Source organism: Nonomuraea sp. NPDC049637 (assembly GCF_040675235.1).
Lineage (GTDB): Bacteria > Actinomycetota > Actinomycetes > Streptosporangiales > Streptosporangiaceae > Nonomuraea.
Map to the genome: position 1 here is coordinate 14638 of NZ_JBFAOM010000054.1, position 22099 is coordinate 36736.

At 71.7% G+C, this 22099-nt stretch carries 17 protein-coding genes and 1 pseudogene; 11 read left to right on the plus strand and 7 right to left on the minus strand.

The annotated features are described in order from the left end of the window. Positions 1 to 93: 93 nt before the first annotated feature. The 5 genes from AB0J71_RS42935 to AB0J71_RS42955 all read left to right on the plus strand — a co-directional run bounded on the left by AB0J71_RS42935 (position 94) and on the right by AB0J71_RS42955 (position 8329). Positions 94 to 1413, plus strand: a complete 1320-nt coding sequence (locus tag AB0J71_RS42935; RefSeq protein WP_364419894.1) for a M60 family metallopeptidase — start codon at positions 94 to 96, stop codon at positions 1411 to 1413. Positions 1414 to 1653: 240 nt separating this feature from the next. Further along, positions 1654 to 3009 (plus strand): M60 family metallopeptidase, encoded by a 1356-nt coding sequence (locus AB0J71_RS42940; RefSeq protein ID WP_364419896.1) that lies wholly within the window; start codon positions 1654 to 1656, stop codon positions 3007 to 3009. Continuing rightward, positions 3006 to 5363 (plus strand): polysaccharide lyase 8 family protein, encoded by a 2358-nt coding sequence (locus AB0J71_RS42945; protein ID WP_364419898.1) that lies wholly within the window; start codon positions 3006 to 3008, stop codon positions 5361 to 5363. Before AB0J71_RS42940 ends, AB0J71_RS42945 begins: the two co-directional genes overlap by 4 nt. A gap of 3 nt (positions 5364 to 5366) precedes the next feature. Beyond that, entirely contained in the window at positions 5367 to 7238 is a 1872-nt protein-coding gene (locus AB0J71_RS42950; RefSeq protein ID WP_364419900.1) for a DUF2264 domain-containing protein, read from the plus strand. Beyond that, complete coding sequence (locus AB0J71_RS42955) at positions 7235 to 8329, plus strand: right-handed parallel beta-helix repeat-containing protein (protein ID WP_364419901.1); 1095 nt, start codon at positions 7235 to 7237, stop codon at positions 8327 to 8329. Before AB0J71_RS42950 ends, AB0J71_RS42955 begins: the two co-directional genes overlap by 4 nt. 107 nt (positions 8330 to 8436) lie before the next feature. On the opposite strand, the gene AB0J71_RS42960 is transcribed toward AB0J71_RS42955, so the two are convergent. The 5 genes from AB0J71_RS42960 to AB0J71_RS42980 form a co-directional block, all read right to left on the minus strand. Next, the gene (locus AB0J71_RS42960) at positions 8437 to 9582 is read right to left on the minus strand and encodes a serine hydrolase domain-containing protein (protein WP_364419902.1); all 1146 of its coding nucleotides are present in this window, start codon (positions 9580 to 9582) and stop codon (positions 8437 to 8439) included. Positions 9583 to 9761: 179 nt separating this feature from the next. Beyond that, entirely contained in the window at positions 9762 to 11570 is a 1809-nt protein-coding gene (locus AB0J71_RS42965) for an ABC transporter ATP-binding protein (protein ID WP_364419904.1), read from the minus strand. Further along, on the minus strand, positions 11567 to 12442 hold the full coding sequence (locus AB0J71_RS42970) for an ABC transporter permease (RefSeq protein WP_352326472.1): 876 nt from the start codon (positions 12440 to 12442) through the stop codon (positions 11567 to 11569). Before AB0J71_RS42970 ends, AB0J71_RS42965 begins: the two co-directional genes overlap by 4 nt. Beyond that, positions 12439 to 13386, minus strand: coding sequence for an ABC transporter permease (locus AB0J71_RS42975; RefSeq protein ID WP_352326471.1), 948 nt, complete (start codon positions 13384 to 13386; stop codon positions 12439 to 12441). The genes AB0J71_RS42970 and AB0J71_RS42975 overlap by 4 nt, the downstream gene beginning before the upstream one ends. After that, complete coding sequence (locus AB0J71_RS42980) at positions 13383 to 14015, minus strand: TetR family transcriptional regulator (protein WP_352326470.1); 633 nt, start codon at positions 14013 to 14015, stop codon at positions 13383 to 13385. The genes AB0J71_RS42975 and AB0J71_RS42980 overlap by 4 nt, the downstream gene beginning before the upstream one ends. A gap of 95 nt (positions 14016 to 14110) precedes the next feature. Between AB0J71_RS42980 and AB0J71_RS42985 the strand changes: the two genes are divergently transcribed. The 4 genes from AB0J71_RS42985 to speB all read left to right on the plus strand — a co-directional run bounded on the left by AB0J71_RS42985 (position 14111) and on the right by speB (position 19171). Then, complete coding sequence (locus AB0J71_RS42985; protein ID WP_352326469.1) at positions 14111 to 15766, plus strand: ABC transporter substrate-binding protein; 1656 nt, start codon at positions 14111 to 14113, stop codon at positions 15764 to 15766. 2 nt (positions 15767 to 15768) lie between these two features. Further along, positions 15769 to 17049, plus strand: coding sequence for a M14 family zinc carboxypeptidase (locus AB0J71_RS42990; protein WP_364419906.1), 1281 nt, complete (start codon positions 15769 to 15771; stop codon positions 17047 to 17049). A gap of 165 nt (positions 17050 to 17214) precedes the next feature. Continuing rightward, positions 17215 to 18108 (plus strand): LysR family transcriptional regulator, encoded by an 894-nt coding sequence (locus AB0J71_RS42995; RefSeq protein ID WP_352326466.1) that lies wholly within the window; start codon positions 17215 to 17217, stop codon positions 18106 to 18108. Beyond that, positions 18092 to 19171 (plus strand): agmatinase, encoded by a 1080-nt coding sequence (speB, locus tag AB0J71_RS43000; RefSeq protein WP_364393001.1) that lies wholly within the window; start codon positions 18092 to 18094, stop codon positions 19169 to 19171. Before AB0J71_RS42995 ends, speB begins: the two co-directional genes overlap by 17 nt. A 160-nt stretch (positions 19172 to 19331) precedes the next feature. On the opposite strand, the pseudogene AB0J71_RS43005 reads toward speB, so the two are convergent. Beyond that, positions 19332 to 19505: pseudogene (locus AB0J71_RS43005) on the minus strand (S26 family signal peptidase); the annotation flags it as partial. Between AB0J71_RS43005 and AB0J71_RS43010 the strand changes: the two are divergent. Continuing rightward, positions 19453 to 19605 (plus strand): hypothetical protein, encoded by a 153-nt coding sequence (locus AB0J71_RS43010; RefSeq protein WP_364419947.1) that lies wholly within the window; start codon positions 19453 to 19455, stop codon positions 19603 to 19605. The pseudogene AB0J71_RS43005 and the gene AB0J71_RS43010 overlap by 53 nt on opposite strands. 569 nt (positions 19606 to 20174) lie before the next feature. Here AB0J71_RS43010 and AB0J71_RS43015 read toward each other — a convergent pair. After that, entirely contained in the window at positions 20175 to 20765 is a 591-nt protein-coding gene (locus AB0J71_RS43015) for an XRE family transcriptional regulator (protein ID WP_364419908.1), read from the minus strand. Positions 20766 to 20838: 73 nt separating this feature from the next. Between AB0J71_RS43015 and AB0J71_RS43020 the strand changes: the two genes are divergently transcribed. After that, positions 20839 to 22002 carry an MFS transporter gene (locus tag AB0J71_RS43020; RefSeq protein ID WP_364419911.1) on the plus strand — a complete coding sequence of 388 codons (1164 nt, stop codon included), beginning with the start codon at positions 20839 to 20841 and terminating at the stop codon, positions 22000 to 22002. The last annotated feature ends 97 nt before the right edge of the window (positions 22003 to 22099 follow it).

Genomic DNA, 22099 nt, shown 5'->3' on the forward strand with positions numbered 1-22099 from the left:
GCTCCGGATTGCCGCGTGGAGCAGGGATAGAAAGCCGTAGAAAGATGTAGTAAGCCCTTGACCAGCATAGTAAGCGCTTACACAATCCCTGCCATGACCCCCCTCACACGCAGAACCTTCCTCGGCGCCTCCCTCGGCGCGGCCGGCGCGGTGACGGGCGCGGCCCTGCTCGGCTCCCGCCCGGCCCTGGCCCGCACGACCGGCCAGGAGGCGCGGCACACCGTGACGCTCAGGGCCAGGCCCGCGGCCGAGAGCGAACGCCTCCGGCTCCAGCAGGCGCTCAGGACCACCGAGTTCCACCCCACCCGCGTCCACCTGCCCGCCGGCACCCCGATGGCCGTCGAGGTGACCGCCCCCGACGGGGTGCTGCCCACCCTGTACGTCGGCGCGCCCGACACCCACGCCGACGTCGCGTACAAGAACCCGCGCGCCTACCCGCTCACCGAGGGCGTCACCACCGTGACCGACCCCGGCGGCGGGCTCGTCTACCTGGCGCTGACCGGCGACGGGCAGCGCGCCAGGGTCAAGTTCCTGTCGGGCGGGGTGCGCGTGCCGACGTTCACGCTGGGGGAGAGCACCGAGGCCGGGTTCCAGGCCCAGCTCGACACGCTGACCGCCGCCCCGCAGGCCGAGCTGGTCTCCCCGCACGCCATCGTCACGATCAGCCGCGACGGCCTGCTCGCCTGGCGCGACCAGGACCACGGGGAACTGCTCCGGCTCCTGGAGACGATCATCGCCTCGCACGCCGCGATCTCCGGCCTGTCCGCCGCCGAACGTTCCCCGCTGCCCTTCCACCTCGTCGAGGCCCCGCGCATGCCCACGGGCGCGGGCGCGTACGCCACCCACGGCTGGACCGCCTACCCCCGCACCTACCTCGACCGGCTCATCGCCGTGGACGGGCTGCGCACCCGGGGCTGGGGCGTCTACCACGAGCTCGGGCACCAGCACCAGCAGATGGCCTACAAGCCGGAGGACCTGACCGAGGTGACGGTCAACGTCTACGCGCTGGCCGCGCAGCGCACGCTGGCGCAGCCGTCCAACCTCACCAAGCCGGACGCCAGGACGGGGCTCACGCCGTACCAGAGCGCGCTGGCCAAGCTGCCCGCGGCCGACTTCAGGAAGCTGGGGGCCTACGAGAAGCTCGTGCCGTTCCGGCAGCTCGAACTGGCCTTCGGCGAGGACTTCCACCCGCGCCTGCACCGGCTGGTCCGCGCGGAACGTCCGGCCTCGGACTACACCGAGTCCGCCAAGCGGTGGGGCTACCTCGCGATCTACACCTCGCGGATCGCGGGGGCCGACCTGTCGGGCTTCTGGACCCGCTGGGGCGCGCCGCTGACCGCCGAGTACCTGGCCCGGGTCGCCGCCCTCGGCCTCCCGGCCCCCGCCGCCGACCCCTCGACGCTCACCGACTAGGAGCCCCCCATGCCCCCTGCCCGCCCCACCCCCACACCCCCTGACGGGACCTCTGCCCGTCCTGCCTCGCTCGACGGGACCTCCGCCCGTCCTGCTCCGGCGCCGCTTGACCGGGCCTGCGCCGGTCCCGTCCCCGCGTCCCTCGACGGGACGCCCGCCCGCCTCGCCCCGGCGGCCCCCGATGAAGGGCTTTCTCGCAGGGGGGTGGTCGTGGGGCTGGCCGCAGCGGGGGGTGCGGCGTTGTTGGGCGCCCCCCGGGGCGCGGCCGCCGAGGCGCGGCGGGGCGCGGTGCCCGGGGCGCGCAGGGCCGTGGTGCTGCGGGGGCGGCCGGCGGCGGAGGCGGAGCGGCTGCGCATGCAGACCGTCTACCGGACGACCGAGTTCGTGCCGACCGGCCTGTACCTGCCGCCCGGACGCCCCCTCACCCTGGAGGTGCGCGCCCCCGACGGCCCCCTGCCCACCCTGCACGTCGGCGCCCCCGACACCAACCCCGACACCGCCTACCGGTATCCGCGCGCCCACCCGCTCACCGAGGGCGTCAACACGGTCACCGACGCGGGCGGCGGCATGGTGTACCTGTCGTTCACCGGTGACCGCAGGGCCAACGCGGTCGTGCGGTTCGGGCCGGAGGGCGTCCCGGCGCCGACGTACGTGCTGGCTCCGAGCAGCGGCTGCGGCGATCCCGCGCTGGCGACGCGGGAAACGTGGAAGGGCCGCCCGGCCTTCGCCGCGCCCGTGTTCGCGCCCGAGGGCACCACGGAGGCCGACTTCCAGGCGCAGGTGGACGCGTTCACCCAGGCGCCCTTCGTCGAGCTGGTCTCGCCGCAGATGATCGTGACCGTCCGGCGCGAGACCTTCCTCCAGGTGCGCGACCAGGACCACGCCCAGCTCATGACGCTGCTGGAGCAGGTCGAGGACGTCGAGGCGGCGATCTCCGGCCTGGACGGCTCCGCCCCGCTGCACGCCCCGACCCCGCTCGGCCGGCACCTGGTCAACGTCCGCCCCGAGTACGGCCCCAAGTCCACCGCGTACGCCACCCACGCCTACACCGCCTACTACGACGCGTACGCCACGACCCGCCTGCTCCTGCCCGACAAGGTGCGGACCACCGGCTGGGGCGTCTACCACGAGCTCGGGCACCAGCACCAGCAGATGGCCTGGCGGCCGAGCGAGCTGACCGAGGTCACGGTCAACATCTACAGCCTGGCCGTGCAGCGGCACTTCGGCATGCCGTCCAACCTGGTGACCAGCAACGCCTACGAGACGGCGCTGGCCAAGCTGCCGGTCGCCGACTACGCCGGGCTGGGGGCGTTCGAGAAGCTGGTGCCGTTCCGGCAGCTCGAACTCGGGTTCGGCGACGACTTCCACCCCCGGGTGCACCGGCTGGTCAGGGAGGAGGCGCCGCCGTCGTCCTCGAGGGACTCGGCGCGGCGCTTCACGCTGATGGCGCTGTACTTCAGCCGCGCCGCCGGACGCGACCTCACCGGGTTCCTGCGCGCGTGGGCGTTCCCGATCCCGGACAGCGGGTACGCCGAACTGGCCGCGCTCGGCCTGCCCGCGCCGGACGCCGACCTGACCCGGCTGAGCGAGCGATGACCAGCCGCCGCGCCTTCCTCGGCGCCGTCGCCGCCGCGCCCCTGCTCGCCGCGACCCCGGCCCGGGCCGGAACCATCCGCCGCACAGCGGCCCCAGGGGCGGACGCACCGGCGGGCCCCGCCGACTTCGCCGGGCTCCGGGCCAGGGCGGCCGAGCTGATCACGGGCGGCGACCTCGACCCCCGCGACCCGGCCTTCGCCGCGCCGCTGGCCCGCCTGGACGCGACCGCCGCGGCGTACCGGGCGTCGATGAACCTGGCTCCCGGACGTACACACCTGTGGCCGGACCTGCCGCTGACCGGCGTGTCGGGCGACATCGCGACCAGCCACCAGCGCCTGCGCGCGCTCGCCACCGCGTGGGCGAGCCGCGGCTCGGCCCTGTACGCCGACGAGACCCTGGCCGCGCAGATCATCGGCGGCCTCGACCTCCTCTACGAGCGCGCCTACAACGAGGGCAAGCGCGAGACCGGCAACTGGTGGCACTGGGAGATCGGCGCCCCGCGCGCGCTGATGGACACCTGCGTGCTCATGCACGACGCCGTCGACGCGGGACGGCGGGCCGCCTGGATCCGCGCCGTGGACCGCTTCTGCCCGAACCCCGACCGCCGGACGAACCTCACGAACTTCGCCGAGACCGGCGCGAACCGCGCCGACAAGGCGCTCATCGTCGCCCTGCGCGGCATCGTCGGCGAGAGCGCGGACAAGATCGCGCTCGCCCGCGACGGCCTGTCCGACCGGCGGGACGCCGGCAAGCACACCCTGTTCGGCTACGTCACCTCCGGCGACGGCTACTACGCCGACGGCTCGTTCGTCCAGCACGACGTCGTGGCCTACACCGGCTCGTACGGCGTCGTCCTGCTCCAGTCGGTGAGCGCGATCCTCGGCCTGCTCGGCGGGAGCGCCTGGCAGGTGGACGACCCGGCGGTACGGGTCGTGCTGGACGCCGTGGAGCGCACGTACGCGCCGTGGATCCACGACGGGCTGATGATGGACAGCGTGCGCGGCCGGGCGGTGTCGCGGCAGTTCAACCAGGACCACGACGCGGGCCGCGACACCGTGGACGCGATCCTGCGCCTGGCGGCCGGCGCGGGGGAGCCGTACGCGGCGCGGTTCCGCGAGCTGGCCAAGGGGTGGATCGCGCGCGGCCGGTTCCTGGCGGGCGCGGACGTCGCGGCCACCGCGCGGGCCGTCGCCGTGCTCGCCGACGACGCGGTCGCCCCCGCGCCCCGGCCGAGCGGCCACCACGTGTTCGCCGACATGGACCGCGTCGTGCACCGCCGCCCCGGCTGGTCGTACGCGATCAGCCTGTCGTCCAGGCGGATCGCCATGTACGAGTGCGGCAACGGCGAGAACTACCGGGCCTGGTACCAGGGCGACGGCGCGACGTACCTCTACCTCGACGCCGGCCACTACAGCGACGGCTACTGGCCCACGGTCGACTCCCACCGGCTCGCCGGGACCACCGTCGACACCCGCCCGCGCGACCCGGCCGTCTCCTCCGGCGGCACCGGCACGTTCCGCCCGAAGAACGCCTGGGCGGGCGGCGCCACCGCGGACGGGTACGGCGTCGCCGCGCTCGACCTCACGGCCGCGGGGACCACGCTCACCGCCCGCAAGACCTGGGTGTGCCTCGACGACGCCGTCGTCTGCCTCGGCGCCGGGATCACCAGCGCCGACGGCCGCGTGATCGAGACGGTCGTGGAGAACCGGCGCACCTCCGCCCCGCTCACCACCGGCGACGGCTGGGCGCACCTCGAAGGCGTCGCCGGGTACGTCTTCCCGGCCGGCCACCGGCCGCGCTCGCTCACCGAGCGCCGTGCCGACACCTGGCGGTCGATCAACGACGGCGCGAGCACGCAGGGCACGGACGCCACCGTGACCTGCGACTACACCACCCTGTGGCTCGACCACGGGATCAGCCCGTCCGGCGCGGACTACGCCTGGATCATGCTCCCGGGCGCCACGCCCGGCCGGACGCGCGACTTCGACCGGGCCGAGATCCTGGCCAACACCGCGACCGTCCAGGCGGTGCGCGCGCACGGACGCTCGGCGGGCGGCGGCGAGCTGTTCGCGGCCACGTTCTGGGCGGCGGGGGAGGCGGGCGGGGTGTCGGCCTCGGCTCCCTGCGCGGTCCTGGTCCGGCGGGCGGCGGGACGGCTGACCGTGGCCGTGTCCGACCCCGGGCGTACCGTGGCGGCCGTGACGCTCGTGCTTTCCCATCCCGCGCACGCCCTGGTCAGGGCCGACGGCACCGTCTCGGTCACGACGGGCGAGCGGCCCTCCGTCACCGTCGATCTGGCCGGCTCCCGCGGCCGGTCCCACACCGCCGTGCTCGCCGTCGGCAGGAAAGGCTGAACGTTGATCCCTCCGTACCTGTCGCTGCCGCCGACCGACCGCGTGCTCTCCTCGCGCACCGGCTGGACCCGCGCGCACTGGGAGGCCCTGGCCGACCGGCTGCTCGGGGCGGTGACGCCGTACGCCTCGCCCGGTTTCGCGCAGCTCCGGCTCCCGGGCCGGGCGAGCTGGTCGGGCGTGGCGCTCGACGGGCTGGAGGGGTTCGCGCGCACGTTCCTGCTCGCCGCGTTCCGCCTGGCGGGCGCGGCGGGCGACGTCCCCGGCCTCGCCGAACGGTACGCCAGGGGCCTGGCGGCGGGCACCGACCCCGGCAGCGGCGAGGCGTGGCCCGAGCTGACCGACTGCTCGCAGCAGATGGTGGAGGCCGCCTCGATCGCGGTCGCGCTGCACGAGACCCGGCCGTGGTTGTGGGACCGGCTCGACGACGGCGTACGGGACCGGGTCGCCCACTGGCTCGGCGGCTTCGTCGGCAAGCGCACCTGGGACAACAACTGGATGTTGTTCCAGACGGTGACGGAGGAGTTCCTGAAGTCGGTGGGCGGGCCGTACGAGCAGCGCGAGATCGACCGCGGCCTGGAACGCATCGAGGACTGGTACGCCGGCGACGGCTGGTACACCGACGGCGGCTCGCGCAACTTCGACTACTACTGCGGCTGGGCGCTGCACCTGTACCCGCTGCTGTGGACGCGCATGTCGGGCGACGCGGAGCGGGCCGGCGTCTACACGAGCCGCCTGCACGAATTCCTCACGACATATCAGCATTTCTTCGGTGCGGACGGCGCGCCCGTCCATCACGGCCGCTCGCTCGCCTACCGCTTCGCCGCCCTCGCACCCGTCTGGCTGGGCGCGCTCACCGGCGCCACCCCGCTCGCGCCGGGCCAGACCAGGAAGCTCGCCTCCTCCGTGGTGCGCCACTTCGCCGAGCGCGGCGTGCCGGGCCCCGACGGGCTGCTCTCCCTCGGCTGGTACGAGCCGTTCCTGCCGGTGACGCAGGCGTACTCGGGGCCCGCGTCGCCGTACTGGGCGTCGAAGGGGTTCCTCGGGCTGCTGCTGCCGCCGGACCACCCGGTGTGGACCGAGCGCGAGCAGCCGCTGCCCATCGACGAGCACGACGTCGTCGCGGCCGTCCCCGCCGCCGGGCTGCTCCTGCACGGCACCCGGCACGACGGGATCGTCCGCCTGGTCAACCACGGCAGCGACCACGGCGCGCCGCCCGACGACCCGCACTACGCCAAGCTCGCCTACTCCACCCGCACCGCCCCCGAGGCGGCCGAGCACGCCTGGGCCCGCGACCTCGACAACCACCTCGCGCTGGTCGCGCCCGACGGCACCCCCTCGCGTCGTACCGCGATCACTCCGCTGACGTGCGCGGACGCCACTGCCTCCTCCTCCCATCGGACCGCGGGCGGCGCACTCGTCACCAGCACCTCGGTCGTCCGCGGCCCCTGGGAGCTCCGCGTCCACGAGATCGCCGGCAGCGAGGGCGGCGGCGAGGGCGGTGTGCGTGAAGGCGGGTTCGCCGTGGCCGGGGACGTGCCGCCGACCGTGGCGACCGGGCGCGGATGGGCGATGGCGCGCCGCGCGGACGGCCTCACCTCCGCGATCGTCGCCCTGCACGGCTGGCGGCGGGCGAGCGTCGCGCGCGAGGTGGAGTCCAACGCGTTCGGCCCACACTCGGCTGTCCCGTGCCTGCACGCCGACAAGCCCGGCCTGCACGTCTCGCTGGTCGTGCTCTCCGGCGACGCCGTGCACCCGGCCGCCCTCCGCGACGCGATCACCGTGGACGTCTCCGCCCGCGAGGTCGTCATCGGCTTCCCCGACGGCACGTCCACGACCTTGACACGGTCTCCCGGCCCGGACCACAGTGCTTCATGATCGGAAGACGGACCTTTCTCAGCGGCGCGGCGGCCCTGGTCGCCGGCAAGGCGTTCACCTCGTTACCCAGCTACGTCAGCGGCTCGGAGATCCAGAAGCTCCTCGACGCCGCCCGCGACGGCAAGGGCGCCAAGGACGCCGCCGGCCGGTACGTCGCCGAGGTCCCCAAGGCCACGTACCTGCTGACCGAGCCCCTCGTCGTGTACCGCAACACCCACCTGGACGCCACGGCCGCGCGGATCGTGTCCCGCTTCCCCGCCGAAGGCGTGAAGCACACGATGGTCCTGAACGCGGTCGGCGCGGCCACCGGAGGCTACGCCGGAGCGGGGAACATCGCGATCACCGGCGGGAGCTGGGACCCGGTCTGGGACTTCGTCCAGCGCGGCGCGCTCGACGAGGCCCCGGCGATGAACGGCATCACCGCCGTGCACGCCTCCGACGTCCTCATCCAGAACGTCACCATGTGGAACGTCAAGTGGTGGCACGGCATCGAGCTCAACGCCGTACGGCGCGGCACGGTCAGCGGCTGCGCGCTCAAGGGCTGGATCCGCGACCCCGGCCAGGGGTTGTGGCACGGCGAGGCGGTGCAGCTCGACCTGCCCGCCGGGGACAACACGTGGGGCGGCGCGAGCGACCTGACGCCGTGCACCGACATCCTGCTCACCGGCAACACCTGCGACACCTCGGGCTCGCAGGCGGGCTGGGGGCAGTTCACCGGCTCCCACACCTCCGACCCCGCCCACCCGCACACGAACATCCGCATCCAGAACAACCTCGTACGCAACACCCGCTACGACGGCATCGCCACCGTCAACGCCCAGAACGTCCGCATCACCGACAACCAGGTGGAGAACTGCGAGGGCGGGATCTACGTGAAGTCGGTCGCGGGCGCGCCGCTGCGCACGGTCGAGATCACCGGCAACCAGGTGACCGGCACCGGCGCCCGCGACGCCGTCGGCATCCGCGCCGACGCGGCGCCCGTCACCGACGTCCTGGTCACCGGCAACACCGCGCCCTGCGAGAAGGTCCACTACTACGGCGCCGTCACCCCGAGACCGGGCACCACGCTCGACTGCGCCCCCACCTCCTGACCGGCCGACAGCACGGGCGACCCACGGGACGCGGGCCGCCCGCGTCCGCGTGGGCGATGTGGCCACCACGATCGCAAACCCAGCGCGAGCCGTGCCCTCTTCGTGCGTCAGGAGGTTGCGGACGCGTAGGCCTTCGCCAGGTCCGTCCAGATCGTCCTGGCGGCTCCCCTGCCTTCCTGGTTGGTCACGACCATGAGGGTGACCCCTCTCGCCAGGTCGGTGCCGCCCAGGGAGGTGAAACCGCCGTACAGCCCCGAGTGCCCCTGCCAGCTACGTCCGGAGACGCTGGTCGCCAGGGTGCCCATCCCGTAGGGCTCGCCGGCCTGGACCGACTGGGGCGTCACCTTGATCATCTGCGTGACTGTGGCAGGCAGCAGGAGCCGTTTCCTGGCATACAGCGCGTCGAGCAGCTTGGCGGCGCCGAGCGCGGTCCCGGCGAACATCCCGTCGCCGAACGGCATGCCGTACACGTCGGTGGGGATGCCGGTGGCCCCGTAGCGGGTGAAGTAGTCGATGGTCTTGCCGTTGCCGACCGTGTACCCGTGGGCGAAACGCAGGAACGCGCTGTCGGATCGCTCAGCGGTCAACTCGGTGCTGGTCGCCCCCGTCCGCTGGACGAACGCGCGGATGCCGCTCGCCAGTGCGGCGTCTCCGCCGGACACCCTGCTGAGCAGGTGGGCGATGATGACGAATCCGGTGTTGGAGTACTCCCACTTCGTGCCCGGCGCCACTGGCGCGTGGATCCCCGGTGCCAGCATGGACCAGGTGTAGGGCCGGTTCGGGTCGTAGCGGTCGCCGGGCGGGAACAGGCCGGCGGTCTCGGGGGCGCCGTAGATGTCCGGGTAGCCCGCCGTGTGCTGGAGCAGCATGCGCAGGGTGACCGTGGTGGAGCCGGGGACGTCGTTGCCGAGGTACGTCGAGATCGGGCTGTCCAGGGACAGCGTGCCGGTTTCGACCAGGTGCAGAGCGTAGGTGGCCAGCACCAGCTTGCTGAAGCTGGCGTAGGCGAACATCGTCGAGCTGGTGACGGGCGTTGTCGGGCTGTTGATCGCCTTGCCGGAGACGGCCGACCAGACAGGGGCGCCGTTGCGCAGCAGGACTGCCTGGACGCCGGGGTTGCCGACCTTCGAGGAGGCTCTGGCGAACGCGGTGTCCAGTGCGGCCGAAACCGGGTCGGCGATCTTGGGCTTCGCCCCGGCGGCCGGGGCGGAGGCCACCAGGAGGCTGAGGGCCAGGACGAGTGCTCGTATCATTGCACGCCCTTCTCTGGGGGATACGCGTCATTGTGGAGGCGGGTTTCCCGGCTGCTGTTGGCCGGAGCGCCAAGGTTTCTGCCAGGCGGATGACGTGAGAGACAAGGAGCGGAGGCGGGGCGTGGTCCACGCGCCACCGTGTCAACGGCCGCACCGAGGTGTGACGTGGAGACCGCTGCTCAGGCGCTCGCGTTCGTAGGACGGCGCGTCGGCTTCCAGCCGGGCGTGGGGACGCTGCCGCGCAGGGCTCGGGTGTACGGATGTCGGGGGCTGTCCAGCACGTCACCTGTGAGCCCGCTCTCGACGATGCGGCCCTGCCGCATGACGACGCAGGTCTCGGTGAGCTGCCGGACGACGGCCAGGTCATGGCTGATGAGGAGGTAGCTGACCCCGGTGGCCTGCCGGATGTCGTCGAGCAGGTTGAGGATCTGCGCCTGGATCGACACGTCCAGCGCCGAGACGGACTCGTCGAGGATCAGCACCTTGGGCTCCACCGCCAGCGCTCGGGCGATGGAGATCCGCTGTCGCTGTCCCCCGGACAGCCGGCGGGGGAACGCCTGCTGTTGCCGCTCGTCGATCCCCACCATGTCGGCGAGTTCGCGGATCCTGGCCGCGCGTGCGCGCCGATCCAGTTCGGGCCGGTGGAGGCGCAGCACCTCGTCGAGGCACGCCTGCGCGGATCGGCGCGGGTCGAGCGTGGAGTAGGGGTCCTGGAACACGATCTGCAGTTCCCGAGCGCGATCCCGGCGTTCGCGGAGCCGCGCAGCGGGTGAGGAGCGGTCGCGGCCGCAGACCGTGATCGTCCCGGCGGTGGGCGTGGTCAGCCCGACCAGCATCCGGGCCACCGTCGTCTTCCCTGATCCTGACTCGCCGACGATCCCGAGCGAACCGCCGGAGGCGAGTGAGAAGGAGACGTCGTCGACGGCTCGGTGGCCGGGGAAGTCCTTCGACAGTCCGGTGACCCGGAGCACGGTTTCGCCGGAGGCGGCCGGTCGTTCCCGGGCGCCGACGCCCGGTACGGTCGTGAGCGTGATCTCGGCGCGTCTCACGCATCGCGCGGGTGTCGCGGAAGTCATGTCAAGCGCCGGATGCTCCCGGGTGCACCGGTCGATCGCGAAGTCACACCGGTCGGAGAAGGCACAACCTGGCGGAGCCTCGAAAGCCGCCAGCGGTCGTCCCGGTACGGCCCGCAAGCGGGGTAGCGCGCGCCCGAGGTCGGGGCGAGCGCCCAGCAGACCGGCGGAGTAGGGGTGCTGCGGCGCGGTCAGCAGCCGATCGCTGGCGCCGACCTCGACGATCTCGCCGGCGTACATCACCGCGACGCGATCGCTGATGGCGGCTGCGAGTTCGAGGTCGTGGGTGATGAACAACATCGCCATGCCGCGATCCCGGCGCAGGTCGTCCAGGAGCGCCGTCACCTCGGACTGGGTCGACACGTCCAGCGCCGTGGTCGGCTCGTCGGCGAGCACGAGCTGGGGATCCCCGGCGAGCGCCACGGCGATCATGATGCGTTGCAGCATCCCGCCCGAGAGCTCGTGCGGATACTGGCGCAGTCGTCTTCGGCCGTCGGAGATGCCGACCTCGTCGAGGAGCCTGACCATCTTGGACTCGGCGGCGGCACGGCGGAACCCGCCGGTGGTGGTCAGGCCCTCCACCAGGAAGTCCCCGACGGTCCGCACGGGGTTCATGTGGACGCGCGGATCCTGGTGGATCATCGCGATCTTCGTGGCGCGGTAGCGGCGCAGGGCCGCCTCGTCCAGGCGGAGCACGTCCTGGCCGTCGACCGTGATGGTGCCCGACACCGTCGCCCGGCGCGGGAGCAGCCGGGCGATCGACCGGGCGGTCATCGACTTGCCGGAGCCGGACTCGCCGACGAGGGCCACCGTCTCGCCCGCGGCCACCTCGATGCCGAGGTCGCGCAGGACGAGGCGCCGCCGTCCACCGACGGTGAGACTGACGTTCAGGTCGCGGATCGTCAACAGAGTCATGCGGCCAACTCCTCGGCTCGGCGCAGCAGACGATTTCCCACCAGGGAGAAGGAACAGATCGCGGCGATCAGGCAGACCCCGGACGCGATCGACTCGGCGGGATATCCGGCCAGGACGCCGGCCTGTCCCGTCGACACCATGACCCCCCAGTCGGCCGAGGGCGGCTGCACGCCGAGCCCGAGGTAGGACAGCCCGGCCAGGTCGACCGTCGCCCAGGCCAGGGTGAGCGCGGCCTGGCCCATGACCATCGGCAGGACGTTGGGGACGACATGCCGCGAGCAGATCGCCATCCCGGAGAATCCCTGCGCGGTGAGCGCGTCGACGTAGTCCTTGCCGATCTCGGCCAGTGCGGCTGATCGCACGACGCGGGCGACGTAGGGCACGTAGGCCAGCGCCAGGGCGATCACCAGGGCGAGCGGGCCGGTTCCGAGCACGGCGGCGGCGAGGACGGCGAGCAGCAGCCCGGGGAAGGACATGGCGGCGTCCAGGACGCCGGCCAGCACAGTGTCCACCCACCCGCCCCGCCAGGCCGCGACCACCGCCACGGCCATTCCCAGCGTGGTGGCGAGGACGACGATGGACAGCGGGCCGAGGAAGCTGGATCGGGCGCCGACGAGGAGCCGGGAGACGATGTCGCGGCCCTGTCCGTCGTACCCGAGCCAGTGACCTGCGTCCGGCCCCCAGTACGCCTGCGACAGTTCGACCGCGTCGGGGTCGTGCGGGGCGAGCAGCGGCCCGAAGAGCGCCAGGACGGCGAACAGGACGACGCCCGCGAGGGCGAGGTGGCCGGGCAGGTCCAGCCCGGCGATGCGCGGAAGACGCCGCCGCATGCCCGACCTGTCCGGGTGGGTGAGCTGATCGAGCAAGGTCATGACGGACTCCACTGGGAGCGGACGCGTGGGTCGAGGAAGGCCGCGAGCAGGTCGACGAGCAGGTTGGTGAGCGCGAACATCACCAGCAGGACCATCGCGATGGCCTGCGCGACGGGGAAGTCCTTCTGCGTCACCGAGCTGATCAGCAGCCCGCCGAGGCCGTTGAGCTGGAAGGCCGTCTCGACGATGGCGGAGCCGACGACCATGCCGGCCAGGGACAGCCCGGCCGCGGTCACGATCGGAACCAGGGAGTTGCGAAGGACGTGCCTGCGGAACACGTGCCGGCGTGGCAGGCCGCGGCCGAACGCCGTCTCGACGTGCTCCCGTCCCATCTCCTCGCGGATGGACGTCTGGACGACCGAGCCGACCACGGGCCACCAGCCGACCGACAGCGCGACGGCGGGCAGCGCGAGATGATGGAGGCGATCACCCCATCCCGTGCCCTGGCCGAAGACGGGGAACCAGCCGAACCCCACGGCGAACACCGAGATCAGGACGGTCGCGGCGACGAACGCCGGGGTGGCGATGCTGACGCTCATCAGGGCCGAGACGCCGTCGTCGACCAGCCGGGACCGGCGTTTGGCCAGTCCGCCGAGCAGCAACCCCGCCGCCACCACGATGAGGAAGGTCATCAGCACCAGCAGCGCCGTCGTCGGAGCGGCGGTGCGCAGCAGTTCCGAGACCGGCGCGTGTTGCTGAACGGACTCGCCGAGGTCGCCGCTGAGCAGTCCGCGCAGCCAGGAGACGTAGCGCTCGGCGAAGGGCTGGTCTAGGTGGTATTGCTCGGCCAGGGCGGCGCGCTGCGCCGGTGTGGACGGCCGGTTGCCCAGGAGGAAGTCGATGGGGTCGCCGGGCGCCAGCAGGATGCTGGCGAACACGGCCATGCTCGCCGCGAAGAGGGTGGCCACGAAGATGCCGATGCGCGACAGGACGAATCTGGTCATGAGCCGGCCGGTCGCCGATCGGATTCACGCATCCTGAGTCCGTCGAACAGGTGGGTCAGGCCCGCCCGCGTCGCGCTCTCCAGGTAGTGAGCGTTCGGCGATATGACGGCGGACAGGAACAGGCCGTCGAGGGTGGACGACAGGAACTGGGTCAGGTCGGGATCCGGCTCGCCGCCCAGCGCCCGGACCGTGGCGTCGCACAGCGCGAACCCGCTCGCCTCCCATGCTTCGAAGGCGCTTCGGTCGAAGTGTTGTCCTGCCAGTTCGAGGGTCAGTGCGAGGGTGGCGGTCGTGGCCACCTTCCGTTCGCCCGCACGGCTCATGACCTCGGCGACGAACAGTTCCACCAGTGCGGCCGGGTCGTCGCCGGTCTCCTCCACCTGGGCGCGCAGCCGTGCGAACGCCGCGGCCTCCTGGGTGGCGACATCGGCCAAGGCGCCCGCGATCAGCGCGTCGGTGCTGGAGAAGTAGTAGGTGATCAGCCCGGGTGCCGCTGCTGCCTGCCTGGCCACGCTGCGATGGGTGACGGCACGGACTCCCGCGTCCGCGATCACCTGCAAAGTCGCGTCGAGGATGCGGCGACGGGTCTGCTCCCCCTTGGGGTGCGAGTGGGTCGGCATGGCGGACATTCAACCCAAAGTTGTACTTGTGTTCAAGACTTTCTTGTGCAAATGTTCAACACCTTCGCCGGTCCTTCCCCTGCTTCGTCCTCAGGAGGCACACGATGTCCCATCCGCTTCGTCGACGCCGGCCGGCCGGACCGGTCGCAGCCGTCGTCGGCGCCGTCCTGGTCCTCACCGGTTGCGGGCGCGCACACGACGACCGGCCGGCAACCGCGCCGGAAGGCCATCCGGTCGCCGCACCCGCGGCCACCGGACGGGTCGAGTCGGTCACGTGGAACCTCCCCGGCGAGCCCGCCAGCCTCGACCCCACGAAGGCCTTCAACGGAGCCGACCTGTGGGTGAGCTCCAACGTGTGCGAATCGCTGCTGACCTTCACCCCCGGCGGCTCCGTGGAGCCGGGACTGGCGACGTCGATCAGCACACCGGACCCCACCACCTACGTCGTTCACCTGCGGCCGGGGGTCTCCTTCAGCGATGGACACCCCCTGACCGCCGAGGACGTCGCCTTCAGCCTCAAGCGCGTGACCGACCCCGCCTCCGGGTCCTACTGGAGCCAGTTCGCCGTCCGCCTGGAGAAGGTCACCGTCACCGACGCCCGCACGGTCACGATCACCCTGAAGCAGCCGGACACCGTCTTCACCGGGATGCTCGCCACCCCGATGGCGCAGATCGTCAGGAAGGCGGCCGCCGAGAAGGCCGGCACAGCGTTCGGCAGCGCCCGGGGCGGCATCGTGTGCACCGGTCCGTACACGGTGGAGTCATGGAAGAAGGGCGACAGCCTCACGCTGGCCGCCAACGACCGCTGGTGGGGCGCGGGCCGGCGACCGCTCCTGGCCCGGCGGGTGACGTTCACCTTCATCGCCGACGACAGCACCGTCGCCTCCGCTCTCGCCAACGGCGACGTGGACGGGACGTTCTCCGTCCCGGGCGGCGCCGCCCTGTCCAAGCTGACGAACACGGCCCGCGGGAAGCTGTACCTCGGGCCTTCGACCGCGCAGACCGCTGTGGTGCCCACCCGGCTCACCGGCACGGGCCCGCTGGCGAACCCCCTGGTGCGCGAGGCGTTGTCGTACTCCGTCGACTACCCCGGCATCATCTCCACGATCTTCGGCCCCACCGCGAAACCCCTGCGCGCCATCGTGCCGCCCGGCGCGTTCAGCTACGCCACCGCCACCTTCCAGCAGGCCTACGACGCGCTGCCCGAACCCCGGCGGGACCTCGCCGCCGCCCGACGGCTCCTCGCCCAGGCGGGCACCCCCCACCCGGCCGTCACGCTCGCCGTCCCGTCCGGATCGGCAGACCTCGTGCGCGTCGGTGAAGCCATCCAGAGCAACGCCAAGCAGGCGGGCTTCGACGTCACGATCAAGTCGATGCCCGACGCGGACTTCTACCCGCTGTTCTCCAGCGCCGACGCCCGCGCCAAGGTCGACGCGTTCGTCACCGACTGGTTCGCCGACATCCCGGATCCCCTTGAGCTCTACCAGCAGATCGGAACGCCGGGATCGGCCGCCGACTTCGGCGGGTACGACAACCCGAAGGTCGCCGCGCTTCTCGATCAAGCCAGGTCGACCCCTGACGCCGAGCGGCGCGCTCAGCTCGTCGTCCAGGCCCAGCAGGCCATCACGCGCGACAAGGTGTGGATTCCCGTCGCCTACAGCCTCGGCGCCATGTTCCTCAACAACCGCCTCGGCGGCGTGACTTCCGCCAGCCCTTACAGCCTCTACTCGCCCTGGCTCACGACGCTCGGAGGACGCTGAGCATGGAACCACTCAAGCGATACCTCGGACGGGTTCCGGACGCCTCCCACTTCCCGACCCTGCCCGAGATCGAAGATCGGCTGCGGCGGATCCATGCGCGACACCCGGAGACGACGGCGCTCGAGGTCATCGGCGCCTCTCGTGCCGGGCTGCCGCTCACCATGCTCTCCGTGGGCGCAGGGGCCGCACGCGGTGACCGGCACGCCGTGGTCACCGGCATGCCCCACCCCAACGAGCCCACCGGCACGCTGGGAGCCCTGGCCCTGGGCCAGCTCCTTGCCGAGGATCCGGCGCTGGTGAGGGAACTGGGCCTGGTCTGGCATCTCGTGCCGTGTGTGGACCCCGACGGCGCCGCTCTCAACTACGGCTGGTACGCCGGCCCCTACACCCGCCGCCACTACGCCGAGCACATCTACCGCCCCCCGTTCCCCGAGCAGTACGAGTGGACGTTCTCCCGGCCCGACCTCGATCCGCCCGGCCTCGACCCGATCCCCGAGTCGGCGGCGGTCGCCGCCGTCATCGACAGCTTGCGGCCGACGTTGCTGATCACCATGCACAACGGCGAGGCCGGCGGTCTCTTCGCGTATGTCACCCGGGATCTGCCCGGCCTGGTCGAAGGGCTCGGGGCGACCGGTCAGGCGACAGGGTTGCCCATTCACGGTGGCCGTCCCGAACTCGACGTGCACGTCCTCGGCCCAGGGCTCTTCCAGATGTCGGATCCAGCGGGCGGCATGCTGTCGAGCACCGAATACGCCCTGGCCTACGGCACCGTGGGCGTCGTCCAGGAGCCACCGATGTGGGTCCATGCCGCCATGGCCGACGACGCTCCCAGCGATCGAACCCTCCGGCAGGTCCACGACGCCGCCCAGGCAGCCAGAGCCGACCTGGCCGTTCGCATGGCCGGCTGGGTCGCCGCCGTCCGGGCCCACCACGACCTCGACACCCCGCGCGGCCGGGGGCTGCTGGAACAACTGCGATCCCTGGACGCCGGTCCCGAGCCCGGCCCGGAGCCGGCCGACCAGCCGTGCACCCTGGCCTACGCCCGATCAGTGGCCGAGGACGTGCTGCTCGACACCCTGCGCTGCACGGGACATCTGACGGCGTTTCTCCGGGAGGAGTCGAAGAGGTCGCCGTTGACTCCGCAGGTCGCCGGCGTCCTGGCCGAGGTGTCGAGCACCCTGGTCGCATCGGCTGAGCAGGAGAGCGAACTCACCTTCGTCGGACTCGGGCCCGCCGTCCGGGCGCACGTCGGCATCGCGCTGACCACTGCGAGCCTGTTGTGAGCGACCGCCTGCGGGCAGGGGGCTTCGTCGCACGGCCTCCCCGTGGATCTCACCACCGTCGTGATGCACCACGTCCGATCGTGGAGACTGGAGCGACTGCGGAACTGGTCCGTGCGCCTCGTCATCGCTCAAGGCGCACCCTGCTTGAGGCGGTGCCCCGACTGCATGATTGACCTGCGTCAACTCCAGGTGCTGCGCGCCGTCGCGGTGAACGGCTCCCTGGCGGGGGCGGCACGGCAGCTCCGGTTCGGCCAGCCCACGATCAGCTACCACCTGGAGGCCCTGGAATCCCACCTCGGCGCCCGGCTGGTCGAACGCAGCCCTGCCGGTGCCGCCCTGACCGACATCGGCGCGATGGTGCTGGAGCACGCGGCCGGTGTGCTCGACCGGATCGCCGTGGTGGAGTCGGATGTGCAGGCCCGTCTGGCCCACGGCCTGGCCACTCTGCGTGTCGGCGCCTTCACCACGGCCGCCACGAAACTGCTCCCACGCCCGCTGCGGCGAGCGACCGAGGGCAGCGGGGTCCGGGTCGAACTGACCGAGGCCGAGCCCCTTGAGCTGCTGACGCGGGTCAGGTCCAGGTCGCTGCACTGTGCGCTGATCTACGACGTCGCGGGTGTCACCCCGCGTTACGGATCGGATCTGCACGTGGAGAGACTGTTCGACGATCCCTTCCGCCTGCTGCTGCCCGTGGAGCACGCCCCCGCCGGGCCTGTCGACCTCGGGCGGTTCGCCGAGGAGGGCTGGATCATCTCCGCCGGCGGCTACGACCCCAGCGACCAGACGCTCTTCGCCACCTGCCAATCGCTCGGCTTCCGCCCCCGCATCGTGCTTCGTACGGACAACTACAGCGTGATCCACGGCTTCGTGGCCGCCGGCGGCGCGGTCGCGTTGGTGCCCGAGCTCGCGCTGGAGCAGGGGCACGACGTCGTCGCCCGGGAGACGGCGCAGGACATCGGCGCGCGCAGCGTCCTGTTCGTCACCCCTGCCGGCCCGCAGCCGCCCCTCGTCGAACGGCTTCGCGCGCAGCTCCATAGCCACTATGGAGGCGCTGCCTAAAACCATGGCATTCCGGCCATGTCGCCTGGCTGACACGATGGTCGACATGACCCGTTACGGCGCCATGTACGGCCCTGACCTCACGTTTCTCGGCGTGCCCGCCTGTGATCTCGACCAGCCCGAAACCTGGAGCGAGGCCCAGGTCGTCATCCTGGGTGCTCCATACGACGGCGGCACCTCCTACCGGGCGGGCGCCCGATTCGGTCCCGGCGCCATCCGCCAGGCCTGCTACCTCGGGCACGACGGCACCCGGCCCTCTCTGGCCCTGGGCGTGGACGGCCTGCTCGACCTCAAGGTCAAGGACGCCGGAGATGTGGAGATGTTCAGCGGCGACGCGCACGGTGCCCACGCGGCCCTGGAGCGGGCCGTGAACATCGTCTCGGCGGCCGGGAAGATTCCGCTCGTCCTGGGCGGTGATCACTCCATCGCCCTGCCGAACGTCACGGGCGTCGCCCGCGCAGTCGGCTGGGGCCGGGTCTCGATCATGCATTTCGACGCCCATGCCGACACCGGAGACAGCTCCTTCGGCTCGCTCATCGGCCACGGGCAGCCGATGCGCCGCCTCATCGAGTCCGGCGCCGCCAGGGGTGACAGATTTCTGCAGATCGGGCTGCGCGGCTACTGGCCCGGGCCCGAGACGCTCACCTGGATGGCCGAACAGCGGATGCGCTCCTACGAGATGACCGAGGTCGTCGAGCGCGGTCTGAACACCTGTCTCGACGAGGCCGCGCAGATCGCCGTCGACGATTGTGACGGCGTGTATCTGTCGATCGACGTCGACGTGGTCGATCCCGGAATGGCCCCGGGCACCGGCACCCCCGAGCCCGGCGGACTGACCTCACGCGAGCTGCTGGACGCCGTCCGACGGCTTGCCTACGAGTTGCCCATCGTCGGCGTCGAGGTGGTCGAGGTCGCTCCTGGCCACGATCAATCCGACATCACCGCCATGCTCGGCAGCCGGATCGTGCTGGAAGCGCTGTCCGGTCTCGCCCGCCGGCAGGCGGAGAAGAACGGCGGGCTCGAGCCATGGGATCGCAGCCGGCCGTTGCTCGACAGGTACTGACGCACGAACGCGCCCGACAGGCCGAGAACGCGCAACTGAAGGTCGCCTTCGATCGGCCGCGGGCCCTGCGGGCGGGCGTGTCAGGGTCTCGCCCGGCGGGATCGCAGCACTTCACCGCGCTTCCCGGTACGCCGATGACCCGCGAAACGAGCAGGACGTCCAGGGTGATCCCGGTCCAGCCTTGAGGGGTTCGATAGACGACGACGTCACCCAGGCGGGGGGAGTAGTCTCCATCGGTCCGGCGCACCGGCAGGCGCGCGCCCTGCGTGATCGTCGGTTCCATGGACTTGCTCGACACGCTGATCCTGAACGTGCCGAAAACCGAGTCGGCCACTCCACAGCCCGCAGTGAACGCCAACAGCAACAAGAGGGACAGAACGGCTATTCGTCCGCGAATCACCCAGGCATTATCCCGAACCGCCGAACGTGTCTGACCACGGCCCGGGCGTCCCGCTGTTGTCCGCGGCCGTCACGTGTTCTTCTTCGATCGCACTCGTGCACCCCCTCAGGACGCAACCGGCGGTGACCGAATCGCCCCGAAAACGGTGCGTATGGCCAGCTCCGCCCCGCGGCCAGGCCGGGCCCTGCACCGGCGCTTCGAGCGCGGCGTGCAACGCGTCGATGCCCCGGTGGAGGCGCGACACCCGTTCGAGCCGGAGTGCGAAGGAGAAGTGCACGTGGACGGCGGCAGACCGGCTGGTCGCGCCCTCCAGCGCGGTGGCCGCGGGCCCGGCGGGCGTTCTCGTAGGCGACGGCCAGGCCGAGACCGCTGCCCTCGCTGCGGGTACGAGCCGCGTCGCCCTTGGTGAACCGGTCGAAGACGTAGGGCAGCAGGCCGGTGGCGATGCCGGTCCGTCGTCGGTCACGGTGAGGGCGACGCCGCCGGGGTCCGCCCGGGCCCGCAGCCGTACCGAGGCCCGCGGGTGCCGCGCCTGGCCGGACACCTTTCCAGCCATCGCGACATGAGCGCCATAGGGTGGACTTTCACACCAGACCGGTCGAATCAGCCCGGTACAAGGCCCGCGTAGCGAGGGTCTCGGGCGCCGGCATAGACCACGACCATCGTGAAGTGGGCCGGCTCCGGGCCCTGGCTGCTGTAGGCGTGCGGGCGGTCGCCTCGCATACGGAGCGCGTCTCCCGCAGCGAGCTGAAAGAGCGCCCCGCCGACGGTGACCGCGATGCTGCCCGAGTGGAGCTGCAACAGTTCCCGGGTGCCGGGCGGATGCGCGGGCGTGGAGATCTTGTCGCCGGCAGGCAGCCGGAACTCCCACAGCTCGGTGAAAGGCGGCTGGCTGTCGTTGATCAAGAGCCTGGCGCGGCCTTCGGAGCGAATCACGGCCTCGGCGGCACGGGAGACGCGGCCGAGCTCCTCCGGAGGCTCCACCAACTCGCCGATCGAAACGCCGAGCGTGGCGCTGATCCGGGCGAGCGTCGCGATGCTGGGGTTGGTGCGCATGGTCTCGATCTGCTGGAGCATGCCGCGGCTGACACCGGACCGGGTGGCCAGCTCTTCCAGCCGCCAGCCTCGGTCTTGACGTGCGGCGCGCAGGTTCGCGGCGAGGGTGTGGCCTACGGCCTCGGCGGGATCGTTCATGGCGCAATGCTGCCCTAGGGTGCAAGATAGTGCGACTATGACACAACATATTGTTCACGCCGAGCGTCGAGCGGTGCGGCGGCTGCTCGGCGCCAGCTTCGTGGACTTCCTCGGCTCGGGGCTCTTCCTGGCCTTCTCGGCCGTCTACTTCACCGGCGTGGTCGGGCTCGCCGCAGGTCAGGTCGGGCTGGGCATGAGCATCGCGGGCGCCGCGGCCATCGCCGCCGCGGTGCCGCTGGGCCGGGCGGCCGACCGCTACGGCGTCCGGCGGGCCCTGGTGCTGGTGCACGCCCTACGCGCTGCCGGAACCGCCGCCTACGCCTTCGTCGGAGACTGGTGGGGGTACCTCGTGGTCGTGACGGTCATCACGGTCGCCGACCAGATCGCGACTGCACTGACCCAGGCGTACGTGGCAGAGATCGTCGAAGGGGACAGCCGGGTGAGGGTGCTGGCCTCGTACCGGACGGTGATCAATCTGGCGATCAGCATCGGCGGCCCACTCGGAGGGCTGCTGGCCGGCACCGGTCTCTTCCGGACCATCATCCTGGCCAACGCGGCGGCCTATCTTCTGGTCACTGCGGCCTTCGCCACCCTGCCGCAACCGGTTCGGGCCGAAGCGCCCGCCCCGGTCCGGCGAGGCTGGGGCGTGCTACGTGACCTGCGACTGCTCTCGCTGGCTGGTGTGGACGGCGTGCTGCAGCTCTGGCAACCGATCCTCAACCTCGCCTTTCCGCTGTGGCTCGCCCGAGCGACCACATTGCCGGACGGCTTACTCGGGGCGCTGTACGCCATCAACACAGTCCTCGCGCTCGTCTTCCAAGCTCTCGTGGCACGCCACATCACAAGCCTCAGAGCTGCCCGGCGATCTCAGCCCGCCGCTGCGGCAATCGCTGCTGCCGCCTGTCTGTTGTTCTGGTACGCGGCCCAGTCGATGCCTCTTGCGCTCTTCTGTGCTGCGCTAGTGATGCTCACCGCGGCGGAACTGATCGCTGTCCCCGCGGCATGGACGTTGTCGTACGCCTTCTCTCCGGACGACCAGAAGGGCGAGTACCTGGCGGCGTTCGGCATGGGTCGCTCGGTCAGCCGCTACGTTCTCGGCCCTATCCTGATCACCGGCATGCTCGAACTGGCGGGCGGTTGGACCTGGGGCGTCCTGGCGCTGCTCTTCGTCGCCGCAGGCGTCATCGCCCCCCTGATCGTCAGGAACGCAGACGCAACGCGGTCGGCCGCAAGCTGACCGACATCTGCCCCCACCTGACGCTCCACCCCTGCCCGTCCTTGTGCTCGTCGTCGGCGTCCGGTTTCGGGCGCTGTGCGTTCCTCGTCGGACTTAT

Coding starts and splice junctions, on each gene's coding strand:
- AB0J71_RS42935 (WP_364419894.1), top strand. CDS start 94: ATGACCCCCCTCACACGCAGAACCTTCCTCGGCGCCTCCCTCGGCGCG.
- AB0J71_RS42945 (WP_364419898.1), top strand. CDS start 3,006: ATGACCAGCCGCCGCGCCTTCCTCGGCGCCGTCGCCGCCGCGCCCCTG.
- AB0J71_RS42955 (WP_364419901.1), top strand. CDS start 7,235: ATGATCGGAAGACGGACCTTTCTCAGCGGCGCGGCGGCCCTGGTCGCC.
- AB0J71_RS42960 (WP_364419902.1), bottom strand. CDS start 9,582: ATGATACGAGCACTCGTCCTGGCCCTCAGCCTCCTGGTGGCCTCCGCC.
- AB0J71_RS42965 (WP_364419904.1), bottom strand. CDS start 11,570: ATGACTCTGTTGACGATCCGCGACCTGAACGTCAGTCTCACCGTCGGT.
- AB0J71_RS42970 (WP_352326472.1), bottom strand. CDS start 12,442: ATGACCTTGCTCGATCAGCTCACCCACCCGGACAGGTCGGGCATGCGG.
- AB0J71_RS42975 (WP_352326471.1), bottom strand. CDS start 13,386: ATGACCAGATTCGTCCTGTCGCGCATCGGCATCTTCGTGGCCACCCTC.
- AB0J71_RS42980 (WP_352326470.1), bottom strand. CDS start 14,015: ATGTCCGCCATGCCGACCCACTCGCACCCCAAGGGGGAGCAGACCCGT.
- AB0J71_RS42985 (WP_352326469.1), top strand. CDS start 14,111: ATGTCCCATCCGCTTCGTCGACGCCGGCCGGCCGGACCGGTCGCAGCC.
- AB0J71_RS42990 (WP_364419906.1), top strand. CDS start 15,769: ATGGAACCACTCAAGCGATACCTCGGACGGGTTCCGGACGCCTCCCAC.
- AB0J71_RS42995 (WP_352326466.1), top strand. CDS start 17,215: ATGATTGACCTGCGTCAACTCCAGGTGCTGCGCGCCGTCGCGGTGAAC.
- speB (WP_364393001.1), top strand. CDS start 18,092: ATGGAGGCGCTGCCTAAAACCATGGCATTCCGGCCATGTCGCCTGGCT.
- AB0J71_RS43010 (WP_364419947.1), top strand. CDS start 19,453: ATGGACTTGCTCGACACGCTGATCCTGAACGTGCCGAAAACCGAGTCG.
- AB0J71_RS43015 (WP_364419908.1), bottom strand. CDS start 20,765: ATGAACGATCCCGCCGAGGCCGTAGGCCACACCCTCGCCGCGAACCTG.